This is a genomic window from Amycolatopsis sp. CA-126428 (assembly GCF_002904335.1).
Classification (GTDB): domain Bacteria; phylum Actinomycetota; class Actinomycetes; order Mycobacteriales; family Pseudonocardiaceae; genus Amycolatopsis.
This window is the reverse complement of the sequence record NZ_PPHF01000074.1, coordinates 183,365-205,240: the sequence shown is the minus strand read 5'-3', so window position 1 is coordinate 205,240 and position 21,876 is coordinate 183,365. Positions and strand designations below refer to the sequence as shown.

Below are 21,876 nucleotides of genomic sequence, written 5' to 3'. Positions count from 1 at the left end.
GGCGGCGGACGTTCCTCCCCTCTGCACCGAGGAACGTCCCCCGCCGGGTCTGGTCAGCCGGACGCCAGTTTCTTGCCCGCGTCGTACAGCAGGTGGAGGGCGTCGGCCAGGCCGACGGCCGTCAGCACCGTGGCCGCCAGCCGGGTCGCGCGCGGCGCGATCACCAGCCCGGCGGCCAGCCCGGTGCCGACCCAGACGTTCAGGCAGAACGGGCACGACACGAGCTCGCCGACCGCGTGCTCGACGTGTCCCTTCGCGGGGACGGACTCGTTCAGCTCGTCGTCGCCGGCCGGCTCTTCGTACCGGGTGAACGGCGCGCGCAGCGGGCTGGTGACGGCGTCCTTGGCGAGCAGGCGGCTGGCCTTGAACGTCGCCGCGCCCAGCAGGACCGTGTCGCCGACGCCGAACCGCTGCGGCAACCGGGCCCCGACGGCGCGGCCGAGCAGGGCCAGCCCGCCCACCAGCCCGCTGTAGGCGCCCATCGCGACGGCGTACCCGGCCAGCGGCCGGTCTTCCCCGCCGGCGTAGCTGCGTTGAATCTGCTTCGCCTTCTCGGTGACCTCTTCGACCACGCTGGTCATCGGTGCTCCTTCCGGTGCTCCTGGGCGGGCTACCCGCCGCCGCGGGCGGCAATCATGGTTTCCCGGTACGCCGGGCGGGTATTTCGCGGCGGTGGGACGAACCAGACTCCGGCGCAGTGACCTGCGCGGCCCGGGCATCAAGCGCATCCGCCGCGGCCGCGGGTTCTCCTACGCCATGCCCGACGGCTCTCCGGTGACCGACAACGAGCTCCTGGCCCGGATCAAGGACCTCGTCATCCCGCCGGCCTGGCGGAACGTCTGGATCTGCCCGTACCCGAACGGGCACGTCCAGGCGGTCGGCACCGACGACGCCGGGCGGCGCCAGTACCTCTACCACGAGCAGTGGCGGCGCGACCGGGACGAGGAAAAGCACGACCGCGTGCTGCAGATGGCCCGTCGGCTGCCGCAGTGGCGTGCTTCGGTGGCGGAGGACCTCGCCGAGCCCGGCCTGACGCGCAAGCGGGTCCTGGCGGCGGCGCTGCGGATGCTCGACCGGGGCATCTTCCGCACCGGCGGCGAGGAGTACGCGGAGGAGAACGGCACCCACGGCGTCGCGACGCTGCTGCGTTCGCACGCCGCTGTCCGAGGCGACGAGTGCCGGTTCTGCTACGTCGCCAAGGGCGGTCTGGACCGCGAGGTGGCCATCTGCGACGCCGAGCTGGCGGCGGTGCTGAAGTCGCTGCTGCGCAGCCGCTCGGGCAGCGACCGGCTGCTGGTCTACCGCGAGGGCGGCACGTGGCACGAGGTGCACGCCGCGGACATCAACGAGCGGTTCAAGGAGCTGGCGGGCGAGGACTGCACGGCGAAGGACATGCGGACGTGGAACGCGACGGTGCTGGCGGCAACGGCGTTCGCGACGGTGGACCCGCCGACGTCCGAAACGGCCCGCAAGCGCGCGGAGGCGAAGGTGATGAAGGAGGTCTCGACGGCGCTCGGGAACACCCCCGCGGTCTGCCGGGCGTCCTATGTGGACCCCCGGCTGGTGGAGGCGTACCGCGCCGAACGGACGATCGCCCCGGCGCTCAAGCGCGCGGCGAAGCTCGACGGGGACGAGGCACGGGCGGTGCTGGAGAAGGCGTGCGCGCGGCTATTGAACGCGTCGTGACGGTGTGCAGTGGGAGGTACGGTGGGATCCATCCGAACGTGTACTGGCCCGCGGCCGTGGTCGTCGGGGAACCTTGAGGGGATGACTTCCTCCGCAGTCCGCTGGCGCGCGTCGATCAGCCTCACCGTGGGCGACGGCGGGCCGGTCTCGAGCATCGTCGAGTCCGACCACGGAAGTGAGGGGTCGGCGCGGGAGTGGATCGAGCGGAAACTGCCCCGGACCCGCTTCCCGGCGTGGATCCCGGCGGCCCGGCGGCGCGACGGGGTGGAGTTGTTCGGCCGGGTGGCCCGGGGCCGGATCGACCCGGACCAGCTGCTCCCGACCTGGGAACCGGAGGCGACGCCGGTCTGGCACGCCGACCGAGCCGGAGACCAGGTCCAGTGGCGCCGCTGCGCGGCCGAGGATCGGTGAGGTCCGGTCCGGTCGGCTGAGACACGCCGCAAGGTGGCCTTCGGTGCGTTGGGCGCGCCCAAGGTGGCGTTGATACGCCAACGCATCCAAAGCGGCCTACGCTGCGCCCAACGCACCCAAAGCCGCCCTTGGGTATGCCAACGCGGCCCTCGCTACGCCCAGCGCACCCAACGCGGCCTTCGCTGCGCGCAACGCGGCCTTCCCTGGCCCACGCGCGCAAGGTGGCCTCGGTGCGACCACCGCGCCCGGTATGGCTGTCGCCGCGCCCAGCGCGCCCAACGCGGCCCTCGCCGCGCCCAGCGCAACCAACACCACATGGGGGCGCTCGCCGGGCGCAGCAGCCGCAGCGGAGATCAGGCCGCGGCAGAACTCAGGTCGCGCCTAAATTCAGGCCGCGCCCACGTCCGTGCGCAGCAGGCAGAACTCGTTGCCCTCCGGGTCCTGCAGCACCACCCACGACTCCTGCCCGGTCTGGCCCACGTCCGCCGCCCGAGCACCCAGCGCCGTCAAGCGCGCCAGCTCCGTCTCCTGGTTTACCCCCGCCGGGCTCACGTCGAGGTGCAACGGGAGCTTGCCGCGGCGAGGGTTGTCCGTCCGGGCCAGGATCAGCGTCACCGGCCCTTCGCCGAACCGGGCGCCGGCCGGGCCCAGGGCCAGGCCGTCCGGCTCGTGGCCGATCACCTCGTAGCCGAGGACCGCGCACCAGAACTCCGCCAGGCGGTCGGGGTCGTGGCAGTCCAGCACCAGTTCGGTGATCCGGCAGGCCATCCGCTCACTTCCGTTCGGACTCCGCCACCGCCGCGGCTTCGTCTTCGTCCATCGCCTTCGTGTCCCGCGGCGGCAGGAACGGCTCCTCCTGGTCCTCCACGCGCCCCGCCTCGATCGTGCGGCCGCGGGCCAGCTCCGCGTCCAGCTCGGCCCCCAGCAGGATCGCGAGGTTGGAGATCCACAACCATACAAGGAACGCGATCACCCCGGCCAGCGAACCGTAGGTCTTGTTGTAGGAACCGAAATTCGCGACGTACAGCGCGAAACCGGCCGACGCCAGCACCCACAGCACCACGGCCAGCAGCCCGCCCGGCGTCAGCCACTTGAACCCCGGCTGCCGCACGTTCGGCCCCACCCAGTACAGCAGCGCGAACGCCACGCTCACCAGCAGCGCGATCACCGGCCACTTCGCGATCTCCCACACCAGGACCCCGGTCGACCCCAGCCCGATCAGGTCGCCGATCCGGCGGGCCACCGAACCCGTCGCGACCACGCCCAGCGCGCACAGCGCCAGCAGCACCACGATGGCGATCGTCAGCGCCACCCGCAGCGGGATGACCTTGTAGATAGGCCGGCCCTCGGGCATGCCGTAGATCGCGTTCGACGCCCGCATGAAGGCGCCGATGTAGCCCGACGCCGACCACAGCGCACCCAGCAGGCCCAGGATCGCCAGCGGGCCGGCCAGGCTGCGCGAGCCCGTCAGCTCCTTGATCGCGCCGACGAGGATGTCCTTGCCCTGGCCCGGGACGAGCTGGTTGACGTTGTCGATCACCGTCTGGATCTTGTCCGGGCCGAGCAGGCCGAGGATCGCGGTGAGCACGATGATGCCCGGGAACAGCGACAGCACGCCGTAGTAGGTGAGCGCCGCCGCCCAGTCGGTGAGGTTGTCCCGGTTGAACTGCTTGAACGTCCGTTTGAGCGCCGCACCCCACGACCGCTTCGAGAGTTCGCCGGGTCCGCCGGGTTCTTTTCCGTGTCTGGCCACCATCGCCACCTCCTGCTCGGTCCGGCGGGCATACCCCGTCCCGGGAGTGGGTATGCCTGTTTCGTCACTCGAACCAGGAGGAAGCCGTGCCCGAGGTCAGCCGCGTGATCGACGTACCGCCCGACGCCGTGTTCGCGGTGCTCGCCGACGGCTGGCTCTACGCCGGCTGGGTGGTCGGCAGTTCCCACATCCGCGACGTCGACGAGGACTGGCCCGCGGTCGGCTCCCGGATCCACCACAGCGTGGGCCCGTGGCCGGTGCACATCCAGGACGTGACGGTGGTCCGGGCGGTCGAGCCGGGCTTGTCGCTGTCACTGGAGGCGCACGGCTGGCCGCTGGGAGAGGCCGCGGTGGGCCTGACGCTGGTCCCCCACGGCGACGGGCAGACGCTGGTCCGGATGACCGAGCACATCACCCGCGGCCCCGGCAAGATACTCCCGGCGGCGGTCCAGGCGCTGATCGCGAAGCCGCGCAACACGGAGTCCCTGGCCCGGCTGGCGGACTTGGCGACGGGCAAGTACGCCCGCGCCCGGCACGGCCACCCGAGCCCGTAGGCCGCGGGGGTAGCCGGACCCACCGCCGCGCGGGCTTCGGCCGCGCTCGGTTCGGAGCGCGCAGTCGGCCGCCCGGCCACCCAGCGCTCACGCCCTCCACGGCCTCAAGCGCGGATCGGCGGCCACGCCGTTTTCGTCGGTGTGCGCCGATACGCTGGATCCGGGGGGCGCCCAAGCGGCCTCAGCCGTAGATCGCCCGGTGGGCCGCCCGGATCACCGCCGCGTATCCGCCGCCCAGCATCCCCGCCCGGGCCATCGCCGCCCGGGCCGCGTTCGCTCCCGGGCCGCCGTGGACCGCTCCGCCCGGGTGGGCCGAGGCTCCCGCCAAGAACAGCCTGTCCACCGGCGTGTCCGCGCGGCCCGTGCCCGGCACCGGGCGGAAGAACAGCTGCTGGTGGATCGCCGTCGTTCCCCCGTTGATCGCGCCGCCGACCAGGCCCGGGTTGTGGCCCGCCAGCTCCGCCGGTCCCTGCGGGTAGCGGGCCTTGATCAGCTCCGTGAACCCCGGCGCGTTCGCCTCCACCAGCTCCTCGATCCGCTTGACCCGCCGATCCAGCGCCGCCCGGTTCTCCACCGTGCCGCGCGGGACGTGCGTGTACGCCCACGCCGCCTCCGTGCCCGCCGGTGAGCGGGTCGGGTCGGTCGTGGTCATCTGGCCGAGCAGCAGGAACGGGCGGCGGGGGGTCCGGCCGCGGGCGAGCTCGCCCCCGAACGCCGACAGCCCGTCGAGGTCCGTTCCGAGGTGGATCGTGCCCGCGCCGCGGGCTCCTTCGGCCGTCCACGGGATCGGGCCGGACAGGGCCCAGTCCACCTTCACCGTCGCGCTGTCCCATTCGAACTTGCCGAGGTCCTCGACCAGCCGGGACGGCAGCCACTCCTCCCCCACCAGCTCGCGGTACAGCACCGGCGCGGGCACGTCGGCGAGCACGGCCTTGCGCGCCCGGACCGGATCACCCGCGGCGTCCCGGACCCCGAGCGCCCGCCCGTCCCCGACGAGCACCGAACGCACCGGACGTCCACAGTGGATTCGCCCGCCCCGCGACTCGAGCCGGCGGACCAGTGCCGCGGCCAGCTCGCCCGCGCCCCCTTCGGGCACGGGGAAGCCCTCGTCCTGACCGACCATCGCGAGCAGCCAGCCGAACACCGCGCTGCCGGCGTTGTCGACCGAAAGGTCGCTGTGCGCGGAGTTCCCGGCCAGCAGCAGCTTCGCGCCTTCGCCGTCGAACAGCTCGTCGCCGAAGCGGCGCGCGGGCAGCGTCAGCATGCGTGCCAGCCGCAGTGCGTCGCCGGTTCCGGTGCGGCGCAACAGCTTCAGGGCCGGGCGGACCGGCGGGAACGGCGTGAACAACGCGTTCAGCAGCGGCTCACGAATCTCGCGCCACTGCTCGAACAACCGCCGCCACGCGTCGCCGTCGCCCGGGGCGAACTCGTCGGCCGACGCCGCCGTGCGGTCGATGTCCCGCGAAAGCACCGCGCACCGGTCGTCCGGCAGGACGTGCGCGAGCACGTCGGGCGCGTGCCGCCAGCGCAGGCCGTGCTCGTCCAGCCGCAGGCCCCGGATCACCGGCGACACCGCCGAAAGCGGGTAGAACGCGCTGAACAGGTCGTTGCGGAAGCCCGGCTCGGTGACTTCGGCGGTCCGGACGGCGCCACCGACGTGCTCGGTCGCCTCCAGGACCAGCACCGACCAGCCCGCGTCGGCCAGCAGGTTCGCCGCCACCAGGCCGTTGTGCCCGGCGCCGATCACCACCGCGTCGACGGCTTCCGTACTCACTCCGGCCTCCCGGCTGGTCAGGCTTGCGACTGGTGGCTCGGCCCGACCCGGGTGAGCGAGCGGAGCCGGGCCAGGACCCCGTCGCGGCGCGGCGGAGCCAGGGGCGGGCTCGCCGCCCCCGCGCCCGACCGGAGCCCGGCGACCAGGTCGGCGAGCGCGGCCGCGGCGTCATACCGAGGTTGCCAGCCCAACGCGGTCTCCGCCAGGGTGGTGTCCCCGAGCGCGGCGCGATCGGCCAGCTCGAGCCAGCCCGGGTGCACCGGCAGCACCCCGCCCAGCCAGGCCGCCCGGGTCGCGAGCTGCACCACCGGCTTCGGCACCGGGAGGCGGGTGCCACCCAGGACACCGGCCAGCGCGTCCGCGTCGAGCACCTCCGGCGCGGCCAGGTTGACCGCGCCGGTGAAGCCCTTGCCGAGGATCAGCCGGATGGCTTCGGCGACGTCGGTGGTGTGCACCACCTGCGCGCGCAGGTCCGTCCACAGCGGAACCGGCAGCCGCCGTCCGCCGACGAGGTGGGCGGGCACCGCCGGGCCGAGCAGCCAGCGCGCGAACTCCCCGGCCGCGCTGCGGTGCAGGATCGCGCACGGCCGGATCCGGGCCACCCCGACCTGCGGATACTCCTTTTCGAACCGGTCCAGCAGGGTTTCCAGCGCGGCCTTGCCCCGGCTGTAGGCGCTGCCCGTGATGCCGTCGCACGGCCAGTCCTCGGCCACCTTCTCCCAGCGGGGCGCCGGCCCGTAGGCAGCCACGGATGAAGCCACCACCAGGTGCGGGACCCCGGCGCCCGCCGCCGCGGCGAGCACGTGCCGGGTGCCGTGGTCGTTGGTGCGGGCCATCGGCGGGTCGCCGCGCACCGGCGAGATCGCCCACGCCAGGTGGACGACGGCGTCCGCGCCCGTGAACACCTCCGCCAGCTCCTCCTCCGCGCCGGGGAGGCCGATGTCGACGGCCCGCCAGGCCGCCCGGCGGTACGGCTCGGCCGTCGTGTCCGGCAGCCGCCGCGCGAGCCCGACCACGTCGTGGCCGGGCTCGAGCGCGTCCAGCAGTGCCGTTCCGACGTTCCCGGTCGCCCCGGTGATCACGATGCGCACACCCGGTGCGTACCCCGTCACGCGTTGGTGAAACTCAGACGAGGTCCCGGGGAATCCGCCGGTGCCAGTTCCGCGACACGATCCGCCGGGCCCCGTCATAGCCGTCGAGCTGCGCATCGACGACGAACTCGGTATCGGTGCACGACACGCGCGTGCGGGTCTCGCTGCGCGCCACCCAGTCGCCGCGCGCGAAGGTGACGTCCCACGTGGTTTCCGCCACCGGGGAGCAGAAGTCGTCGGCGACCCAGCTGTACCGCTCGCGGACGTCCCGCGTGACCTCCAGGTCGAGGTCGTCGTACCGGACGGTCCCCGCGTCCTTCACGATGTCCAGCGCCGACTGGTAGCCGACGAGGTCCCGCGAGACGGTCCAGCGCTGCTCCCCCGGCGTCACCGCCGTCACGGACATCGGCGGCGCGCCCTCGGGTTCGCCGAACGGCCGGGCCGGCAGCTCGTCCGGTTCGGCGACCGGGCGCACCGGCAGCTCGAGCGCGCTGTGTCCGGTGTGGACACTCAGCAGCACCGGCGTCGGCGGCGGCCAGGCCAGCGGCCAGTACGACGTCGACAGCGAGAGCCGGATCCGGTGCCCCGCCGGGAAAGCCTGCGCCACGGCGTTCAGCTCGATCTCGACCGGACAGCGCTCCCCCGGCTCCATCGGCGCCGGCTCGTCGTGGCCGTCGCGGTGGGTCAGGTTGAGCAGCCCGTAGGTGACCCGGGTGGCCCGCCCGTCCGGTGCGACGTCGGACAGCCGCGCCGCCACCATCGCGACCGGCCGATCGGCCGAGACCTCCAGCCGCACCTTCGGCGAGCCGAGGATCTCACAGCGCTCGGTGAGCACGTCGGTGTCGAAGACCAGCGACCCGCCGTCCTCTTCGCGCTGGTCGTAGGGCAGGTCCGGCGGCGCGCTGTAGGACGCCCACTTCCCGGAGAACTGCCCGACCGACAGCGGCGACGACACGGTCAGCGCCTCGTCGGGCACCGTCTCCCCCGGCCGCGCGAGGCGGTGCGGGGCCAGCGGCAGCTCCTGCGGCTTGACGTGCGGTGACGGCCAGGTGGCCTCCCCGACCCAGCGGCCGGGGCGGTCTTCGTACGACGTCGACGGCGGCACGCTCTCCTGCATCCAGGTCCGCAGCATCGGCCCGTCCATCGCGCCGTTCTCGGCCCCGCGCAGCCAGTGGTCCCACCAGCCGACGACCTCCTGGAGGTAGCCGATGGCCGGGCCCGGCTCGCCCAGGTGCGGGTACTTGTGCGACCACGGGCCGATCAGGCCGCGCCGCGGCACGTCGAGGTGGGCCAGCAGCCGGATCACCGCGTTGGAGTAGCCGTCGGCCCAGCCGCTCGAGGCCAGCACCGGCACCTGGACGTCGCTGTAGTTCTCCGACACCGACGCGTGCCGCCAGTAGTCGTCACGGCGCTGGTGGCCGAGCCAGTTTTCGATCCACAGGCTGCAGTTGTCCAGCCGCTCCCGCCACATCTCCCGCCACCGCTCGCCGACGACCGCCGGGTCGGGCGGCAGCGTGGCGTAGGCGAACATCGTGCCGGATTCGGCCACGTTGTCCGACAGCAGGCAGCCGCCCATGTAGTGCATGTCGTCGGCGAAGCGGTCGTCGGTGAACGACGAAATCACGATCGCCCGCAGGCTCGGCGGTTTCCGGGCCGCGACCTGGAGCGCGGCGAACGCGCCCCAGGAAATCCCCATCATCCCGGTGTCGCCGGTGCACCACGGCTGACCGGCGATCCATTCGAGGACCTCTTCGGCGTCGAGCTGCTCACGTTCGAGGTACTCGTCGGCCAGGACACCCTCGGACTCGCCGGTGCCGCGGATGTCCACGCGCACGCAGGCGTACCCGTGCCCGGCCAGGTAGGGGTGGTGGATCGAGTCGCGGGGCGCGGTGAGGTCCCGCTTGCGGTAGGGGATGTATTCGAGGATCGCCGGCACCGGCTCGATGTCCGACGAGACCGGCCGCCAGATACGGGCGGACAGGACGGTCCCGTCGGACATCGGGATCCGGACGTGGTCTTCCTCGGTGATTTCGTACGGCAGCGAGGTGACGGCTCGCAAGAGCAACTTCCTCCCGGGTTACTTGGCGGGCTGCAGCAGGATCTTCTGGGCGCCGTCGAGCTTCTTCTGGAAGATCTCGTACGCGCGGGGCGCTTCGTCCAGGGGCAGCTTGTGCGTGGCGAAGCCTTCGACGCCGAGCGGGTCGCCGTCGCCGGTCAGCACCGGCATGATGTCGTCCAGCCAGTGCCGGACGTTGGCCTGGCCCATCCGCAACTGGATCTGCTTGTCGAACAGCTCCATCATCGGCAGCGGGTCGACCATCCCGCCGTAGACGCCGGACAGCGAGATCGTGCCGCCGCGGCGGACGCTGTCGATGGCGGCGTAGAGCACGCTGAGCCGGTCGATCCCGGCCTTCTCGGTGATCTTCTCGCCCAGCGGCTGCGGCAGCAGCCCGACGAGGGTGTGCGCCAGCTTGCCGACCGGGGCGCCGTGCGCCTCCATGCCGACGGCGTCGATCACCGAGTCCGCGCCGCGCCCGTTGGTCAGCTGCCGGATGGAGTCGCCGATTTCCTTGTGGTCACGCGTGTCGAGCGCGGTGGCGCCGTGTTCACGGACCCGCGCGAGGCGCTCGGGCACCAGGTCGACCCCGATCACCTGGCCGGCGCCGCGGTGCCGCGCGATCCGGCAGGACATCTGCCCGATCGGGCCGAGGCCGAAGACGACGACGGTGCCGCCGTCGGGGATGTTCGCGTACTCGACGGCCTGCCAAGCGGTCGGAACGACGTCGGAGAGGTAGACGAACCGCTCGTCCGGCGGGCCGTCCGGCACCTTGATCGGCCCGTAGTGGGCCTGCGGCACCCGCAGGTACTCGGCCTGGCCGCCGGGGACCTGGCCGTAGAGCTTGGTGTAGCCGAGCAGCGAGGCACCCTTGCCGTGCTCCCTGACCTGGGTCGTTTCGCACTGCGACTGCAGGCCGCGCTCGCACATCCAGCAGTGGCCGCAGGAGATGTTGAACGGGACCACCACGCGGTCGCCGGGCTTGAGGTTCGTCACCTCCGGCCCGACCTCTTCGACCACGCCCATCGGCTCGTGGCCGAGGATGTCGCCCTCGGTCATGAACGCCCCCAGCACCTCGTACAGGTGCAGGTCGGAGCCGCAGATCCCGGTCGAGGTGATCCGCACGACCGCGTCCGTGGCCTCCTCGATCTTCGGGTCCGGCACCTCTTCGACGCGGACGTCGCGTTTGCCGTGCCAGGTCACTGCCTTCATGGCTCTCCCTTTCCGCGGGGCGGGTGGTCAAGTCCCGGCTTCCCGCGGGTGGCGGCCGACAAACTCAGGTGATCAGGTCGGCCACCAGGTAAACGGCCGCGGCCACCGCCGCGGCGGCCGGGAAGGTCAGCACCCAGCCGAGCACGATGTCGCGCGCGATCCCCCACCGCACCGCCGACAGCCGCCGCGTCGCGCCGACACCCATGATCGCCGCCGTGATGACGTGCGTCGTCGAGATCGGCGCCTTCACCGCGAACGCCGTCACGTACAACACCGACGACGCCACCGATTCCGCGACGAACCCGTGCGGCGGGTCGAGCGGGAAGACCCGCCTGCCCAGCGTCCGCATGATCCGCAGGCCACCCGAATAGGTGCCCAGTGACAAGGCCGCGGCGCACGCCAGGGTCACCCACAACGGGACCGCGAACGTCGACTGCTGGCCGGCCGCGACCAGCGCCAGCACGATCACGCCCATGCCCTTCTGGGCGTCCTGCAGGCCGTGGCCGAGCGCGAGCGCCGAGGCGGAGACGAGCTGGAACCGGCGGAACACCCGGCCGCTGCGGTGCGGGTTCTCTCGGCGCAGCAGCCACAGCGCGGCGACCATGGCGAAGTAGCCCAGCGCCAGGCCGAGCAGCGGCGACGCCACCATCGGGATCAGCACCTTCTCGGCGATCCCGGCCCAGTGCACGGTGCTCGCGGCGGCCAGCGCCGCGCCGACCATGCCGCCGATCAGCGAGTGCGAGGACGACGACGGAAGCCCGAAGTACCAGGTGACGAGGTTCCAGGTGATGGCGCCGGCCAGCGCCGCGAAGACCACGGTGAGGGCGTCCGGCCCCACCGGGACGTCGATGATCCCCTTGGCCACCGTCGCGGCGATGCCGGTCGACAGCAGCGCGCCCGCCAGGTTCATCACCGCGGCCAGCACGAGGGCGGCCCGCAGGGTCAGCGCCCGCGTCGACACCGCGCTGGCGATGGCGTTGGCCGCGTCGTGGAACCCGTTGGTGTAGTCGAAGACGAGCGTCAGCACGATCACGGTGACCAGGGCGGCGGTCCCCGTCACTCAGGACTCCTTGACCGCGATGGTCTGCACCACGTCGGCGAGGTGCTCGAACGCGTCGGCGGCCAGCTCGAACTGCTCGACGACCTCCTTGGTCTTCAGCACCTCGAGGGCGTCCCCGCCCGGCTCGAACAGGTGGGCCAGGATCCGCCGGTAGACGCGGTCGGCCTCGTTCTCGAGCTCGTTGATCTCGATCCAGAACGGCTCGAGCTCACCCACCTTGGCCAGGCCGGGCATCGACGAAGCCGTCAGCTCGGCGGCCCGGCAGAGCACCCGGACCAGGACGTCGGTCCCCGGCGGGAACGCGCCGATGCGGTAGAGCACCGCCAGGTCCGCCGCGGTGTCCGTGAAGTCCAGGACGTCGTCGATCTTGGCGGCGAGGGCCTGGATGTCCTCGCGGTCGAACGGCGTCACGAACGAACTGTTGAGCTCCACCATGATCGTGTGCGTCAGCTCGTCGCCCTGGTGCTCGACCTCGTGCAGGCGCTTCGCGATCGCTTCCCGCCCGGCGGGATCGGCGGCGACGAGGTCCCCGAGCAACGCCGTCGCGGTGACGAGGTTCTTCGCCGCGTCGGCGAGCAGGTCGAAAAAGCGGGTGCCCCGTGGGGTGAAGCGCATGGATGGAAGTCCCTTCGTCGCGCACGCCCGTCCGCGGCCGAGTACCCCGTCCGGCCGTACGTTTAACAGCCGATCTCCGGGAAACCAGGAGTCATGACCGATCCCGGATCCCGGCGCCTGAGAGTACTGCTCTGGCACGTGCACGGCTCATGGACCGACGCTTTCGTCCGCGGCCGCCACGACTACCTCGTCCCGGTGTCACCCGACGGTGCGCCCTGGGGTCTCGGCAAGGCGGGACGGCACTGGCCGTCGGTCACCGAGGTGCCGCTCGACCGGCTGGCCGAGGCCGAGCCCGACGTCGTCGTCCTGCAACGCCCGGAGGAGCTGGACCTCGCCGCCCACCTGGGCGTTCCGGCCGTCTACGTGGAACACAACGCGCCCCGGCCGTACGCCGCGTCCAGCGAACACCCGCTCGCCGGCCGGTCCGACATCACCGTCGCGCACGTGACCCACTTCAACGCGGCCATGTGGGACTGCGGCCGCGCCCCGGTGACCGTGGTGCCGCACGGCATCCCCGATCCGGGACCGCACTACACCGGCGAGCTCGCCACCGGCGTGTCGATGATCAACGAGCCGGTGCGGCGCCGGCGCGTCACCGGTGCCGACCTGCTCGGCACGCTCGCCGAGACCGCCCCCGTCGACGTGTTCGGCATGGGGACCGAGGAGCTCGGCGCGCCGCTGCGCGGGCTGGGCGACGTCCCGGCACCGAAGCTGCACGACGAAATCGCCCGCCGCCGCGTCTACCTGCACACCGCCCGGTGGACGTCGCTCGGACTGTCGCTTTTGGAGGCGATGTACCTGGCGATGCCGGTCGTCGTCTTCGCCGCCACCGAGGCGGTCGAGGCGGTACCGGACGACGCGGGGGTGCTCTCCACGGACGTCTCCGTGCTGGCCCGCGGTTTCCGCGAGCTGCTGCACGAACCCGACTTCGCCGCGCTCGCCGGCAAGAACGCCCGCGAACACGCGTGCAAGCACTACGGGCTGGACGCCTTCCTGACCACTTGGGACCGGCTCCTCGCCGAGACGGCCCGTTGAACCGTGAAGGGAACGCCTCACCGATGAAGATCGCCATGGTGTCCGAGCACGCCAATCCCCTCGCCGCGCTGGGCGAAGCCGACGCCGGTGGCCAGAACGTGCACGTCGCCGAGCTGTCGGCCGCGCTGGCGCGCGCCGGGCACGACGTCACCGTCTACACGAGACGGGAGAGCCGCGACGAGCCGGCCGAGGTCCGGACGCCGCAGGGGTACCGCGTCGTGCACGTGCCGGCCGGGCCGCCCCGCAAGGAGCCGAAGGACCGCCTGCTGCCGTACATGGGCGAGTTCGGCAGCTTCCTGCGGGACCGGTGGGCCCTCGATCGGCCGGACCTGGCGCACGCGCACTTCTGGATGTCCGGCCTCGCGACGTCGCTCGCGGCGGGCGCGACCGGGACGCCGGTCGCCCAGACCTTCCACGCCCTGGGCGTGGTCAAGAAGCGCTACCAGGGCGACCAGGACACCAGCCCCGCCGACCGCATCCGGCTGGAGCGGATCATCGGCCGCCAGGCCGGGCGCGTGATCGCCACCTGCTCCGACGAGGTCTTCGAGCTGTCCCGCCTCGGCGTCCCGCGGTCGCGGATCTCGATCGTGCCCTGCGGCGTCGACCTCGGCCGGTTCTCCCCCGACGGGCCGGTGGCCCGCCGCCGGCTGCCGCACCGGCTGGTCACCGTCGGCCGGCTGGTCCCGCGCAAGGGGTTCGACATCGCGATCACCGCGCTCGCCCAGCTGCCGGACACCGAGCTCGTCATCGCGGGCGGCCCGGAGCGGGGCCGGCTGTCCCAGGACCCCGAAGCGGCCCGGCTGCGGCAGCTGGCCGACCGGCTCGGCGTCGGCGACCGCGTCCGCTGGCCCGGCCAGGTGTCGCGCGACGACATGCCGGCGCTGCTGCGCTCGGCCGACGCCGTCGTGTGCGCGCCGTGGTACGAGCCGTTCGGGATCGTGCCCCTGGAGGCGATGGCCTGCGGGGTCCCGGTGGTCGCGGCCGCGGTGGGCGGCCTCACCGACACCGTCGTCGACGGCGTCACCGGGCTGCTGGTCCGCCCGCACCAGCCGAAGGAGCTCGCCTCCCGCGTCCGCCGGCTGATCGACGACCCGGCGCTCTGCCACGCCTACGGCACCGCGGGCCACGACCGCGCGGTCGCCCGCTACTCGTGGGACCGCGTCGCCGCGGACACGCTGCGCGCGTACCACAAGCTGGTCCCGGAGGCGGCGATGACGGCCGAGGCCCGCTGACCCCCGTCGTGAGTGGTAAGGCGGGTTCTAACCCGCCTTACCACTCACGACCATCTCAGCCCACGTAGCGGCGGGCCTTTGACTCGCGTTGGGGTGCTTCCAGCAGGCGCAGGCCGTGTTCGACGTGCGGCGGGACCACCCGGCGGTCCCGCAGGACCGACGGGAGGCCGCGGGCCACGTCCAGCAGCGCCGCCGCCGTGGCCAAGTCCGCCGGCGCCGACCGCAGCACGTCACGGCCGCGGCGGAAGACCGCGGGCCAGGGGCGGCGCAGCAGGAGCGTCCACAGCGTGTTGCGGATGCCGAGGCGGCGGCGGTGGCGCGGGTCGCGCAGCTTCGAGGGCGCGTGGTGGATCACGACGTCCTCGGCCCAGCACATCCACCACCCCCGCGCGGCCAGGTCCAGGGCGAACAGCTCCTCTTCGCCGCCGAGCCACATCCGCGTCGAGAAGCCGCCGACCTCGCGGAACGCGCTGACGCGCACCGCCGTCAGGCCCGCCATGATGCCGAGCAGGGCCGGGCCCGGCAGCCAGTCCGGCCCCGGCACCGGCGACTCGCGCAGCTCCGGGGTGATCGGGTCCTCGGCCAGGCCGGGCTCGACCAGGCAGCGCCCGGTCACCGAGCCGAGACCGGGATACGCGTCCAGCAGGTCGGCGGCCCGGGTCAGGGCGCCGGGCTGCCACGTCGTGTCGTCGTCGCAGAAGGCCACGTACGGCGTCGTCACCTCCTCGACGGCGATGTTGCGCGCCACCGCGCCGAGGTTCTCCGCCAGGCGGAACAGGCGGACACCCGGGAATTCGCGGGCGACCATGCCGGCCGTGCCGTCCGCGGATCCGTTGTCGGCGACGAAGACCGGCGCCGCGTCCGGCAGGGCCGTCATGTGCGCCAGCGTCTCGCGCAACTGCTCGCGGCGGTTGCAGGTGATGATCACGACCGAGATTCGCGCCATTCGGCGGTCCTTTCCAGAGTCCGGGCCTGGTGTTCGACGTGGGCGGGCAGCACGCGCCGCGAACTCAGCGCGCGCGGCAGCCGCGGCACCGCACCGAGGATGGCGCCGGGGGCCCGCACCAGCGTCCGCGCCACCTCGCGGCGGCAGACCCGCGGTGGGCGGCGCAGCAGGGCGATGAGCAGCCGGTTGCGCAGTTCGGCCCGGCGGCGCCACGACGACGGCGGCCGCGACCGGGACGGGTGGTGGTGGGCGCGCAGGCGCCCGACGTAGCAGACCTCCCAGTCGCGCGCGGCCAGGTCGTAGGCGAGCAGCTGCTCCTCGGCCCCGAAGTGCAGCAGCGGACTGAACCCGCCCACCTGCAGGTACGCCGTGCGGCGCACGATCGCGGAGCAGGCGAGGAAGCCGAGCACGAGCGGCCCGGGCGCGCCGGCCGGGTGGCCCAGCGGGCTGCGCTCCATTTCGGGCGTCACCGGGTCGTCCCGGCATTCCGGGCCGACGAGGGTGCGCGCGGCGAGCAGGCCGGTCCGCGGGTGCTCGTCGAAGATCCGCTCGGCCTCGGCCAGGGCGTCCGGCGCCCACCACGAGTCGTCGTCGCTGAAGGCGACGTACGGTGTGTCGGCCGCGATGACGCCGAGGGTGCGCGCGGCGGCGCCGAGGTTCTGCGGCAGCCGGATCACGCGGACGTTCGCGTGCCGCCCGGCGACCTCGGCCGTGTCGTCCCCGGAAGCGTTGTCCAGCACCACGACGGGCGGCCGGGGGTCCAAAGAGGACAACCAGCCGAGCGTGCGGGCCAGCTCGGTGGCGCGGTTGCGGGTGGCGATGACGACGGTCGTGCGCGCGCTCATCGCGAGCCCACCAGCTCGTCCACCAGCGCGGTCAAGGAGGCCGGGTGCGCGGGCGGCCGCACCGAAGCCGGCAGGCACCACTCCAGGCGGGCGTCGAGCAACGCCGTGTCGCCGGCGTCCTCGGCCGCCACCACCGGCCAGTCCAGCGCCCGGCCCTGCGCGGTCACCTTCCCGCCGCCGGCCACCGGGTCGACGGCGAGCACCGGCACCCCGGCCTTGAGCCCGAAGACCAGCCCGTGCAGCCGGGTCGTCACCACGGCGTCCATTTTGGACACCAGCGCGGCGAACTGGTCCGGGGTCGCGCACCGCTCCCAGTCCGCGTGCGCGAGCCGGGTGTCCAGCGGCACGCGGGCGCAGTCCAGGCCGGCGAGCCAGCCGGTCAGTGCCTCGTGGACGTCGCCGTGGCGCCCCGCGCCGCCGTATTCCGGCTGGTGCGGCGCCAGGATCACGCCGAGCACCGGCGTGGGCGACACCGGCGCGCCCAGCGCCAGGTCGAGCTCGGCGGTGACGCCGTCGTCGCGCGGGATGACCCGGTGGAACCCGGTGACCGCCGGGTCTTCGGCGTCGGGCACGGACACGCCGACCGCGATCCGGCGGCAGGAGGCGTAGCGCTCGTGCAGCGAACGCACCTGCGGCCCGTGCACCGGTCCGCAGGCGAAGACGACGTGGGTGTAGTCGCCGGGTGGCGCGTCGGGCAGGTGCAGGGCGCCGGGCCGGAAGCCCGGGCTCCACGCGACCCGGTGGTCGATCCCCGCCTCCGCCAGCGCGTTCCCGGCCGCGCGCAGGCTGAGGACGTCGCCCGCGGTGGCTTCTCCGTGCAGAAAACTGGCCCAGCCGGTGAGCAGAACTCGCATGGTCCGGGCGCTTACCCGCTCTCCACCGCCTTACACGGTTTTGCGGCCGCCGCGGCCGGGTAGCCGCCACGGCATGACGGATCCGGGAGTGACCAGGCGGTTCGGGCGTGCGGTGGTGACCGGGGGTGCCGGCTTCGTCGGCGCGCACCTGTGCGAGTTACTGCTCGAAGAGGACATCGAAGTCGTCGCCGTGGACAACCTCGCGACGTCTTCGGCGGACAGCTTGGACCACCTGCGCCGCCACGAGGGGTTCCGGTTCGTGCGGCACGACGTCACGCAGCCGATGCCGCTGAGCTGCGAAGCCGACGTCGTCTTCCACCTGGCTTCGGCCGCCTCGCCCCGCGACTACCTGGCCCTGCCGCTGGAAACCCTGCGCGCGGGCTCGCGCGGCACCGAGAACGCGCTCGAGCTGGCCCGCCGCGACGGCGCCCGGTTCGTGCTCGCCTCCACCAGCGAGGTCTACGGCGATCCCCTGGAACACCCGCAGCGCGAGGGGTATTGGGGCAACGTCAACCCGATCGGCCCGCGCAGCGTCTACGACGAAGCGAAGCGCTACGCCGAAGCGCTGACGTCGGCCTACCGCCGCGAATTCGGCGCCGACACCGCGATCGCGCGGATCTTCAACACCTACGGCCCCGGCATGCGCGCCCACGACGGCCGGATGATCCCGGCGTTCCTCGACCAGGCGCTCAAGAACGACCCCATCACGGTCACCGGCACCGGCGAGCAGACCCGGTCCATCTGCTACGTCGAGGACACCGTGCGCGGCCTGCTGGCCCTCGCGCGGGCGGACCACCCGGGGCCGGTCAACATCGGCAACCCGGGCGAACTGACCGTCCGCCAGGTGGCGGAGCGCATCAAGGACATCACCGGGTCCGGCTCCCCGATCGAATACGTCGACGCCGTGGTCGACGACCCGCAGCGGCGGTGCCCCGACATCGCCCTCGCGCGGGACGTCCTCGGCTGGGAACCGAAGATCGACTCCGACGACGGCCTCCGTCGCACTGCGGCGTGGTTCCCCCGGGCGCCGTCGCGCTGAGTAGCGACGCCCAGGGCTTATGCGCGCCATCGTTTATCAACGACTTCGCCGGGTAGCGCTATAGGCGAGAGCGGGCCCCACGAGTCCGCACCGAAACGCCAGAGGCAGGTCGATGCGCATACTCGGGATCAATGCCGTCTTCCACGACCCGGCCGCCGCGCTCGTGGTGGACGGGGAGATCGTCGCCGCGGCGGAGGAAGAGCGGTTCAGCCGCCGCAAGCACGGCAAGCAGGCGGTGCCGTTCTCCACGTGGGAACAGCCCGCCCAGGCCGCCGCCTGGTGCCTGGCCCAGGCGGGACTGTCCGCGAAAGACCTCGACGCCGTCGGATACTCCTACGACCCCGCGCTCGTCGAGCCGGGCCTGGCCGGGCACGACCCGAGCGGGGAGGAGCTGCGGACGGAGTTCGCGAAGCGGGCGCCCCTCTTCCTGAAGTCCGCGTTGCCCGGACTCGACCCGGGCATCGTCAAGTTCGTCCGGCACCACGTCGCGCACGCCGCGTCGGCCGCGCTCGCCGCGCCGTTCGGCGACTGCGCCGTGCTCGTCGCCGACGGCCGCGGCGAGAGCACGTCCTACCTGGCCGGTGAATACCGCGACGGGCGGTTCAAGGAGCTGGCGGCCCAGAAGCTGCCGCACTCGCTCGGCCTGCTCTACGAAGACCTCACCGAGCACCTGGGCTTCGCGCGATCCAGCGACGAGTACAAGGTCATGGCGCTCGCTTCCTACGGCAAGCCGGCATTCCTCGACGAACTCTGCGAGCACGTCCACGTCACCGGCGACGGCGGCTTCCACGCCTCCGGCGTTGACCTGGCCTCGCTGGCCCCGCGCCGCGAAGCCGGCGAGGAACTGAGCCGCCGGCACGCCGATCTCGCCGCGAGTGTCCAGAAAGTCCTCGAAGACATCGTGCTGGAGCTGGCGGACTGGCTGCACGAGGCCACCGGCCAGCGCGACCTGGCGATGGCGGGCGGGATCGCGCTCAACTGCGTCGCCAACAGCCGGCTGCACGCGGAAGGCCCGTTCGACCGGATCTGGGTGCAGCCCGCCGCCGGGGACGCGGGAACCGCACTCGGCGCCGCACTGCAGCTCGCCGCCGAAGCCGGGGAGCCCCGCACATCCATGGGAGACGCGGGGCTCGGTCGAGGGTGGACCGACGAAGAGCTCGAAGAGATCCTGATCAAGGCGAAGCTGCCCTACGAACGGCCCGACGACCTCGCCGAGACCGTCGCCGAAGCGCTGGCGAACGACGAGGTGATCGCCTGGTTCCAGGGCCGTGCCGAGTTCGGCCCGCGGGCGCTCGGGCACCGGTCGCTGCTGGCCCACCCGGGTCGCAAGGAGAACCTCGAGCGGCTCAACGACGTCAAGGGCCGCGAGCAGTTCCGCCCGGTGGCGCCGATGGTGCGCGCCGAGCGGGCGGCCGAGATCTTCACCCGCGGCCCGCTGCCCAGCCCCTACATGCTCTTCGTGCACGACGTCGCCGAAGAATGGCGCGACCGCATCCCGGCCGTCACCCACGTGGACGGCACGGCCCGGGTGCAGACCGTCGAAGAACGCGAAAACCCGGTGCTGGCCCGGATGCTGGCCGGGTTCGAGCGCCGGACCGGCCTGCCGGTCGTGATCAACACCAGTCTCAACACCGCGGGCCGCCCGATGGTCGACTCGCCCCGGGACGCGCTGGAGTGCTTCGGCTCGGCCCCGATCGACCTGCTCGCGCTGGGGCCGTTCGTGCTCCGGCGTCCCCGACCCACTCGGACCGGCGCGGCGTCGCCGGAGGAGAAGGAGGTGCCGTGATGGAGGAACATCTCGCCGCGCTGGCCGAAGCCGCCGGCCGGGCCCGCCAGTCCGCCCCCAAGATAACCGCGTGGGGCCGGCACCTCGCCGGCGTGTTCGAGGCCGGCGGCAAGCTGCTCGCCTGCGGCAACGGCGGCAGCGCGGCCGAGGCCCAGCACCTGACCGGCGAGCTCGTCGGCCGGTTCCGCCACGAACGCCGTCCCCTGTCGGCCATCGCGCTGCACGCGGACACGTCCGCGACCACGGCGATCGTCAACGACTACGGCGACCACGAGGTCTTCGCCCGCCAGGTGCAGGCGCACGGGCGGCCGGGTGACGTCCTGGTGTGCCTGTCCACCAGCGGTGGCAGCCAGAACGTCGTCGCCGCCGCGAAGGCGGCGCAGGAACTGGGCGTGACGACGTGGGCGCTGACCGGGCCGGCCCCCAACCCCCTCGCCGCCCTGTGCGACGACGCGGTGACGGTCGAAGCGCCGACCGTCGCGACCGTGCAGGAAATGCACTTGGCGCTGGTGCACGGCCTGTGCGCGGCGCTCGACGACGCGCTCGGGGTCACCGCGTGAAGCCGCTGGTCGTCCTCGGCGACACGCTGCTGGACGTCGACGCCGAAGGCACCGCCGAGCGGCTGTGCCCGGAGGCGCCGGTGCCGGTGGTCGACCTGACGGCCCGGCGCCGCCGCCCCGGCGGGGCCGGCCTGGCCGCGCTGCTGGCCGCCCGCTCGGCGGCCGAGGTCGTGCTGGTCACGCCGCTCGGCGACGACGAAGGCGGCCACGCGCTCACCGGGCTGCTGGAACCGGACGTCACCGTGCTGCCGCTGCCGCTGCGCGGCACGACGGTGTGCAAGACCCGGATCCGCGCGGGCGGGCAGTCGTTGCTGCGCCTGGATTCCGGCGACGGCACGGCGACCGCCGACCCGCTGCCCGCCCGGGTGCACGACGTCCTGGCCGAGGCCGGCGCGATCCTCGTGGCCGACTACGGCCGCGGCCTGACGCGCAACCCGGACGTCCGGCGGCTGCTGCGGGAGCTGGCCGAGCGGATCCCGGTGGTCTGGGACCCGCACCCCCGCGGCGCCCAGCCGGTGCCCGGCGCGCGGCTGGTCACCCCGAACCTCGCCGAGGCGCGTGCGGTGCTCGCCGGGCACGAGGAGCCGGCCGAGCTCGCCAAGCTGCTGCGCGGCCACTGGCACGCCGACGCGGTCGCGGTGACCACCGGGGCCCGCGGTGCGGTGCTGGCCGACGGCCTCGGCGAAACGACCGTCCCGATCCCCGCCGCCGCGCGGTTGCCGGGCCACACCGCGCCCGACACGTGCGGTGCGGGCGACCGATTCGCCGCCGCGGCCGCCGCCGCATTGCTCGGCGGCGCTGACACGACCGAAGCCGTGGTGACGGCGGTCGAGGCGGCCGCCCGGTTCGTCGCCGCCGGCGGCACGACCGCGCTGTCCACGGACGACGGCCCGGTGCCCGACCCGCAGCCGGCGACCGACGCCTTCGGCCTCGCCGAGCGGATCCGCGGCACCGGCGGCCGGCTGATCGCCACCGGCGGCTGCTTCGACCTGCTGCACCCCGGGCACGTGAGCCTGCTGCGGCAGGCGCGCGCCCTCGGCGACGCCCTCGTCGTCTGCCTCAATTCCGACGCGTCGGTGCGGGGTCTCAAGGGTCCCGGCCGCCCGCTGGTCCACGACCGCGACCGCGCCCGGCTCCTCAACGCTTTGTCCTTTGTGGACGCCGTCGCCGTCTTCGACGAGCCGTCGCCCACCGCCGTCCTGGAGAAGCTGCGCCCGGACGTCTGGGTGAAGGGCGGCGACTACGCCGAAGCGGACCTGCCCGAACGCGAAGTGGTCGAACGGCACGGCGGCGAAGTCGTGCTCGTCCCGACCGTGCCCGGCTACTCGACCTCCCGGCTGGTCGCCGCGGCGGCCAGTGCCTGATCC

At 73.3% G+C, this 21,876-nt stretch carries 21 protein-coding genes; 9 read left to right on the top strand and 12 right to left on the bottom strand.

Features of this window, described 5'->3' with window-relative positions; genetic code table 11:
• Window positions 1-53: 53 nt before the first annotated feature.
• On the bottom strand, window positions 54-581 hold the full coding sequence (locus C2L58_RS19370; RefSeq protein WP_103338989.1) for a DUF1360 domain-containing protein: 528 nt from the start codon (window positions 579-581) through the stop codon (window positions 54-56).
• Window positions 582-672: 91 nt separating this feature from the next.
• Here C2L58_RS19370 and C2L58_RS19365 point away from each other — a divergent pair, with 91 nt between their 5' ends.
• Window positions 673-1,686, top strand: coding sequence for a DNA topoisomerase IB (locus tag C2L58_RS19365; RefSeq protein WP_103338988.1), 1,014 nt, complete (start codon window positions 673-675; stop codon window positions 1,684-1,686).
• Window positions 1,687-1,767: 81 nt separating this feature from the next.
• Window positions 1,768-2,097 (top strand): hypothetical protein, encoded by a 330-nt coding sequence (locus C2L58_RS19360; RefSeq protein ID WP_103338987.1) that lies wholly within the window; start codon window positions 1,768-1,770, stop codon window positions 2,095-2,097.
• A gap of 387 nt (window positions 2,098-2,484) precedes the next feature.
• Here C2L58_RS19360 and C2L58_RS19355 read toward each other — a convergent pair whose 3' ends face one another.
• Together C2L58_RS19355 and C2L58_RS19350 are read right to left on the bottom strand one after the other, a co-directional pair.
• Entirely contained in the window at window positions 2,485-2,865 is a 381-nt protein-coding gene (locus C2L58_RS19355) for a VOC family protein (RefSeq protein ID WP_103338986.1), read from the bottom strand.
• 4 nt (window positions 2,866-2,869) lie between these two features.
• Window positions 2,870-3,853, bottom strand: a complete 984-nt coding sequence (locus tag C2L58_RS19350; protein ID WP_103338985.1) for a YihY/virulence factor BrkB family protein — start codon at window positions 3,851-3,853, stop codon at window positions 2,870-2,872.
• Between the two features lie 83 nt (window positions 3,854-3,936).
• Between C2L58_RS19350 and C2L58_RS19345 the strand changes: the two genes are divergently transcribed.
• On the top strand, window positions 3,937-4,404 hold the full coding sequence (locus C2L58_RS19345) for an SRPBCC family protein (protein ID WP_103338984.1): 468 nt from the start codon (window positions 3,937-3,939) through the stop codon (window positions 4,402-4,404).
• A 181-nt stretch (window positions 4,405-4,585) separates the two neighbouring features.
• Here the strand turns inward: C2L58_RS19345 and C2L58_RS19340 are convergent, their stop codons facing one another.
• From C2L58_RS19340 to C2L58_RS19315, 6 genes are all read right to left on the bottom strand, one after another.
• Window positions 4,586-6,178 (bottom strand): phytoene desaturase family protein, encoded by a 1,593-nt coding sequence (locus C2L58_RS19340; RefSeq protein ID WP_103338983.1) that lies wholly within the window; start codon window positions 6,176-6,178, stop codon window positions 4,586-4,588.
• Window positions 6,179-6,195: 17 nt separating this feature from the next.
• Window positions 6,196-7,269, bottom strand: a complete 1,074-nt coding sequence (locus C2L58_RS19335) for an NAD-dependent epimerase/dehydratase family protein (protein WP_103339420.1) — start codon at window positions 7,267-7,269, stop codon at window positions 6,196-6,198.
• 34 nt (window positions 7,270-7,303) lie between these two features.
• Window positions 7,304-9,328, bottom strand: a complete 2,025-nt coding sequence (locus C2L58_RS19330) for a CocE/NonD family hydrolase (RefSeq protein WP_103338982.1) — start codon at window positions 9,326-9,328, stop codon at window positions 7,304-7,306.
• An 18-nt stretch (window positions 9,329-9,346) separates the two neighbouring features.
• The gene (locus C2L58_RS19325) at window positions 9,347-10,537 is read right to left on the bottom strand and encodes a zinc-dependent alcohol dehydrogenase (RefSeq protein WP_103338981.1); all 1,191 of its coding nucleotides are present in this window, start codon (window positions 10,535-10,537) and stop codon (window positions 9,347-9,349) included.
• Window positions 10,538-10,601: 64 nt separating this feature from the next.
• The gene (locus C2L58_RS19320) at window positions 10,602-11,597 is read right to left on the bottom strand and encodes an inorganic phosphate transporter (protein WP_103338980.1); all 996 of its coding nucleotides are present in this window, start codon (window positions 11,595-11,597) and stop codon (window positions 10,602-10,604) included.
• Window positions 11,598-12,212, bottom strand: a complete 615-nt coding sequence (locus C2L58_RS19315; protein WP_103338979.1) for a DUF47 domain-containing protein — start codon at window positions 12,210-12,212, stop codon at window positions 11,598-11,600.
• 93 nt (window positions 12,213-12,305) lie between these two features.
• Between C2L58_RS19315 and C2L58_RS19310 the strand changes: the two genes are divergently transcribed.
• On the top strand, window positions 12,306-13,247 hold the full coding sequence (locus C2L58_RS19310) for a glycosyltransferase (protein WP_103338978.1): 942 nt from the start codon (window positions 12,306-12,308) through the stop codon (window positions 13,245-13,247).
• A 23-nt stretch (window positions 13,248-13,270) separates the two neighbouring features.
• The gene (locus tag C2L58_RS19305; protein WP_103338977.1) at window positions 13,271-14,479 is read left to right on the top strand and encodes a glycosyltransferase family 4 protein; all 1,209 of its coding nucleotides are present in this window, start codon (window positions 13,271-13,273) and stop codon (window positions 14,477-14,479) included.
• Window positions 14,480-14,534: 55 nt separating this feature from the next.
• On the opposite strand, the gene C2L58_RS19300 is transcribed toward C2L58_RS19305, so the two are convergent.
• Genes C2L58_RS19300 through C2L58_RS19290 form a run of 3 tightly spaced genes read right to left on the bottom strand, consistent with a single transcriptional unit; the run spans window position 14,535 to window position 17,124 of the window.
• A complete protein-coding gene (locus C2L58_RS19300) occupies window positions 14,535-15,425 on the bottom strand; it encodes a glycosyltransferase family 2 protein (protein WP_103338976.1) in 891 nt (296 codons plus the stop codon).
• Complete coding sequence (locus tag C2L58_RS19295) at window positions 15,404-16,270, bottom strand: glycosyltransferase family 2 protein (protein WP_103338975.1); 867 nt, start codon at window positions 16,268-16,270, stop codon at window positions 15,404-15,406. The genes C2L58_RS19300 and C2L58_RS19295 overlap by 22 nt, the downstream gene beginning before the upstream one ends.
• Window positions 16,267-17,124 carry a polysaccharide pyruvyl transferase family protein gene (locus C2L58_RS19290; protein ID WP_103338974.1) on the bottom strand — a complete coding sequence of 286 codons (858 nt, stop codon included), beginning with the start codon at window positions 17,122-17,124 and terminating at the stop codon, window positions 16,267-16,269. Before C2L58_RS19290 ends, C2L58_RS19295 begins: the two co-directional genes overlap by 4 nt.
• Window positions 17,125-17,197: 73 nt before the next feature.
• Here C2L58_RS19290 and C2L58_RS19285 point away from each other — a divergent pair, with 73 nt between their 5' ends.
• The 4 genes from C2L58_RS19285 (at window position 17,198) to C2L58_RS19270 (ending at window position 21,873) form a co-directional block, all read left to right on the top strand.
• Window positions 17,198-18,163 (top strand): UDP-glucuronic acid decarboxylase family protein, encoded by a 966-nt coding sequence (locus tag C2L58_RS19285; RefSeq protein ID WP_199191334.1) that lies wholly within the window; start codon window positions 17,198-17,200, stop codon window positions 18,161-18,163.
• A gap of 112 nt (window positions 18,164-18,275) precedes the next feature.
• The gene (locus C2L58_RS19280; protein WP_103338972.1) at window positions 18,276-19,949 is read left to right on the top strand and encodes a carbamoyltransferase family protein; all 1,674 of its coding nucleotides are present in this window, start codon (window positions 18,276-18,278) and stop codon (window positions 19,947-19,949) included.
• The gene (locus C2L58_RS19275; protein WP_103338971.1) at window positions 19,949-20,509 is read left to right on the top strand and encodes a D-sedoheptulose-7-phosphate isomerase; all 561 of its coding nucleotides are present in this window, start codon (window positions 19,949-19,951) and stop codon (window positions 20,507-20,509) included. Before C2L58_RS19280 ends, C2L58_RS19275 begins: the two co-directional genes overlap by 1 nt.
• A complete protein-coding gene (locus C2L58_RS19270) occupies window positions 20,506-21,873 on the top strand; it encodes a PfkB family carbohydrate kinase (RefSeq protein ID WP_103338970.1) in 1,368 nt (455 codons plus the stop codon). Before C2L58_RS19275 ends, C2L58_RS19270 begins: the two co-directional genes overlap by 4 nt.
• Window positions 21,874-21,876 lie beyond the last annotated feature (3 nt).

Bases quoted from the DNA above. Each gene is read 5' to 3' on its own strand.
- C2L58_RS19355 (WP_103338986.1), bottom strand. From the start codon at position 2,865: ATGGCCTGCCGGATCACCGAACTGGTGCTGGACTGCCACGACCCCGAC.
- C2L58_RS19315 (WP_103338979.1), bottom strand. From the start codon at position 12,212: ATGCGCTTCACCCCACGGGGCACCCGCTTTTTCGACCTGCTCGCCGAC.
- C2L58_RS19285 (WP_199191334.1), top strand. From the start codon at position 17,198: ATGACGGATCCGGGAGTGACCAGGCGGTTCGGGCGTGCGGTGGTGACC.
- C2L58_RS19305 (WP_103338977.1), top strand. From the start codon at position 13,271: ATGAAGATCGCCATGGTGTCCGAGCACGCCAATCCCCTCGCCGCGCTG.
- C2L58_RS19310 (WP_103338978.1), top strand. From the start codon at position 12,306: ATGACCGATCCCGGATCCCGGCGCCTGAGAGTACTGCTCTGGCACGTG.
- C2L58_RS19350 (WP_103338985.1), bottom strand. From the start codon at position 3,853: ATGGTGGCCAGACACGGAAAAGAACCCGGCGGACCCGGCGAACTCTCG.
- C2L58_RS19280 (WP_103338972.1), top strand. From the start codon at position 18,276: ATGCGCATACTCGGGATCAATGCCGTCTTCCACGACCCGGCCGCCGCG.
- C2L58_RS19370 (WP_103338989.1), bottom strand. From the start codon at position 581: ATGACCAGCGTGGTCGAAGAGGTCACCGAGAAGGCGAAGCAGATTCAA.
- C2L58_RS19360 (WP_103338987.1), top strand. From the start codon at position 1,768: ATGACTTCCTCCGCAGTCCGCTGGCGCGCGTCGATCAGCCTCACCGTG.
- C2L58_RS19295 (WP_103338975.1), bottom strand. From the start codon at position 16,270: ATGAGCGCGCGCACGACCGTCGTCATCGCCACCCGCAACCGCGCCACC.
- C2L58_RS19325 (WP_103338981.1), bottom strand. From the start codon at position 10,537: ATGAAGGCAGTGACCTGGCACGGCAAACGCGACGTCCGCGTCGAAGAG.
- C2L58_RS19275 (WP_103338971.1), top strand. From the start codon at position 19,949: ATGGAGGAACATCTCGCCGCGCTGGCCGAAGCCGCCGGCCGGGCCCGC.
- C2L58_RS19290 (WP_103338974.1), bottom strand. From the start codon at position 17,124: ATGCGAGTTCTGCTCACCGGCTGGGCCAGTTTTCTGCACGGAGAAGCC.
- C2L58_RS19300 (WP_103338976.1), bottom strand. From the start codon at position 15,425: ATGGCGCGAATCTCGGTCGTGATCATCACCTGCAACCGCCGCGAGCAG.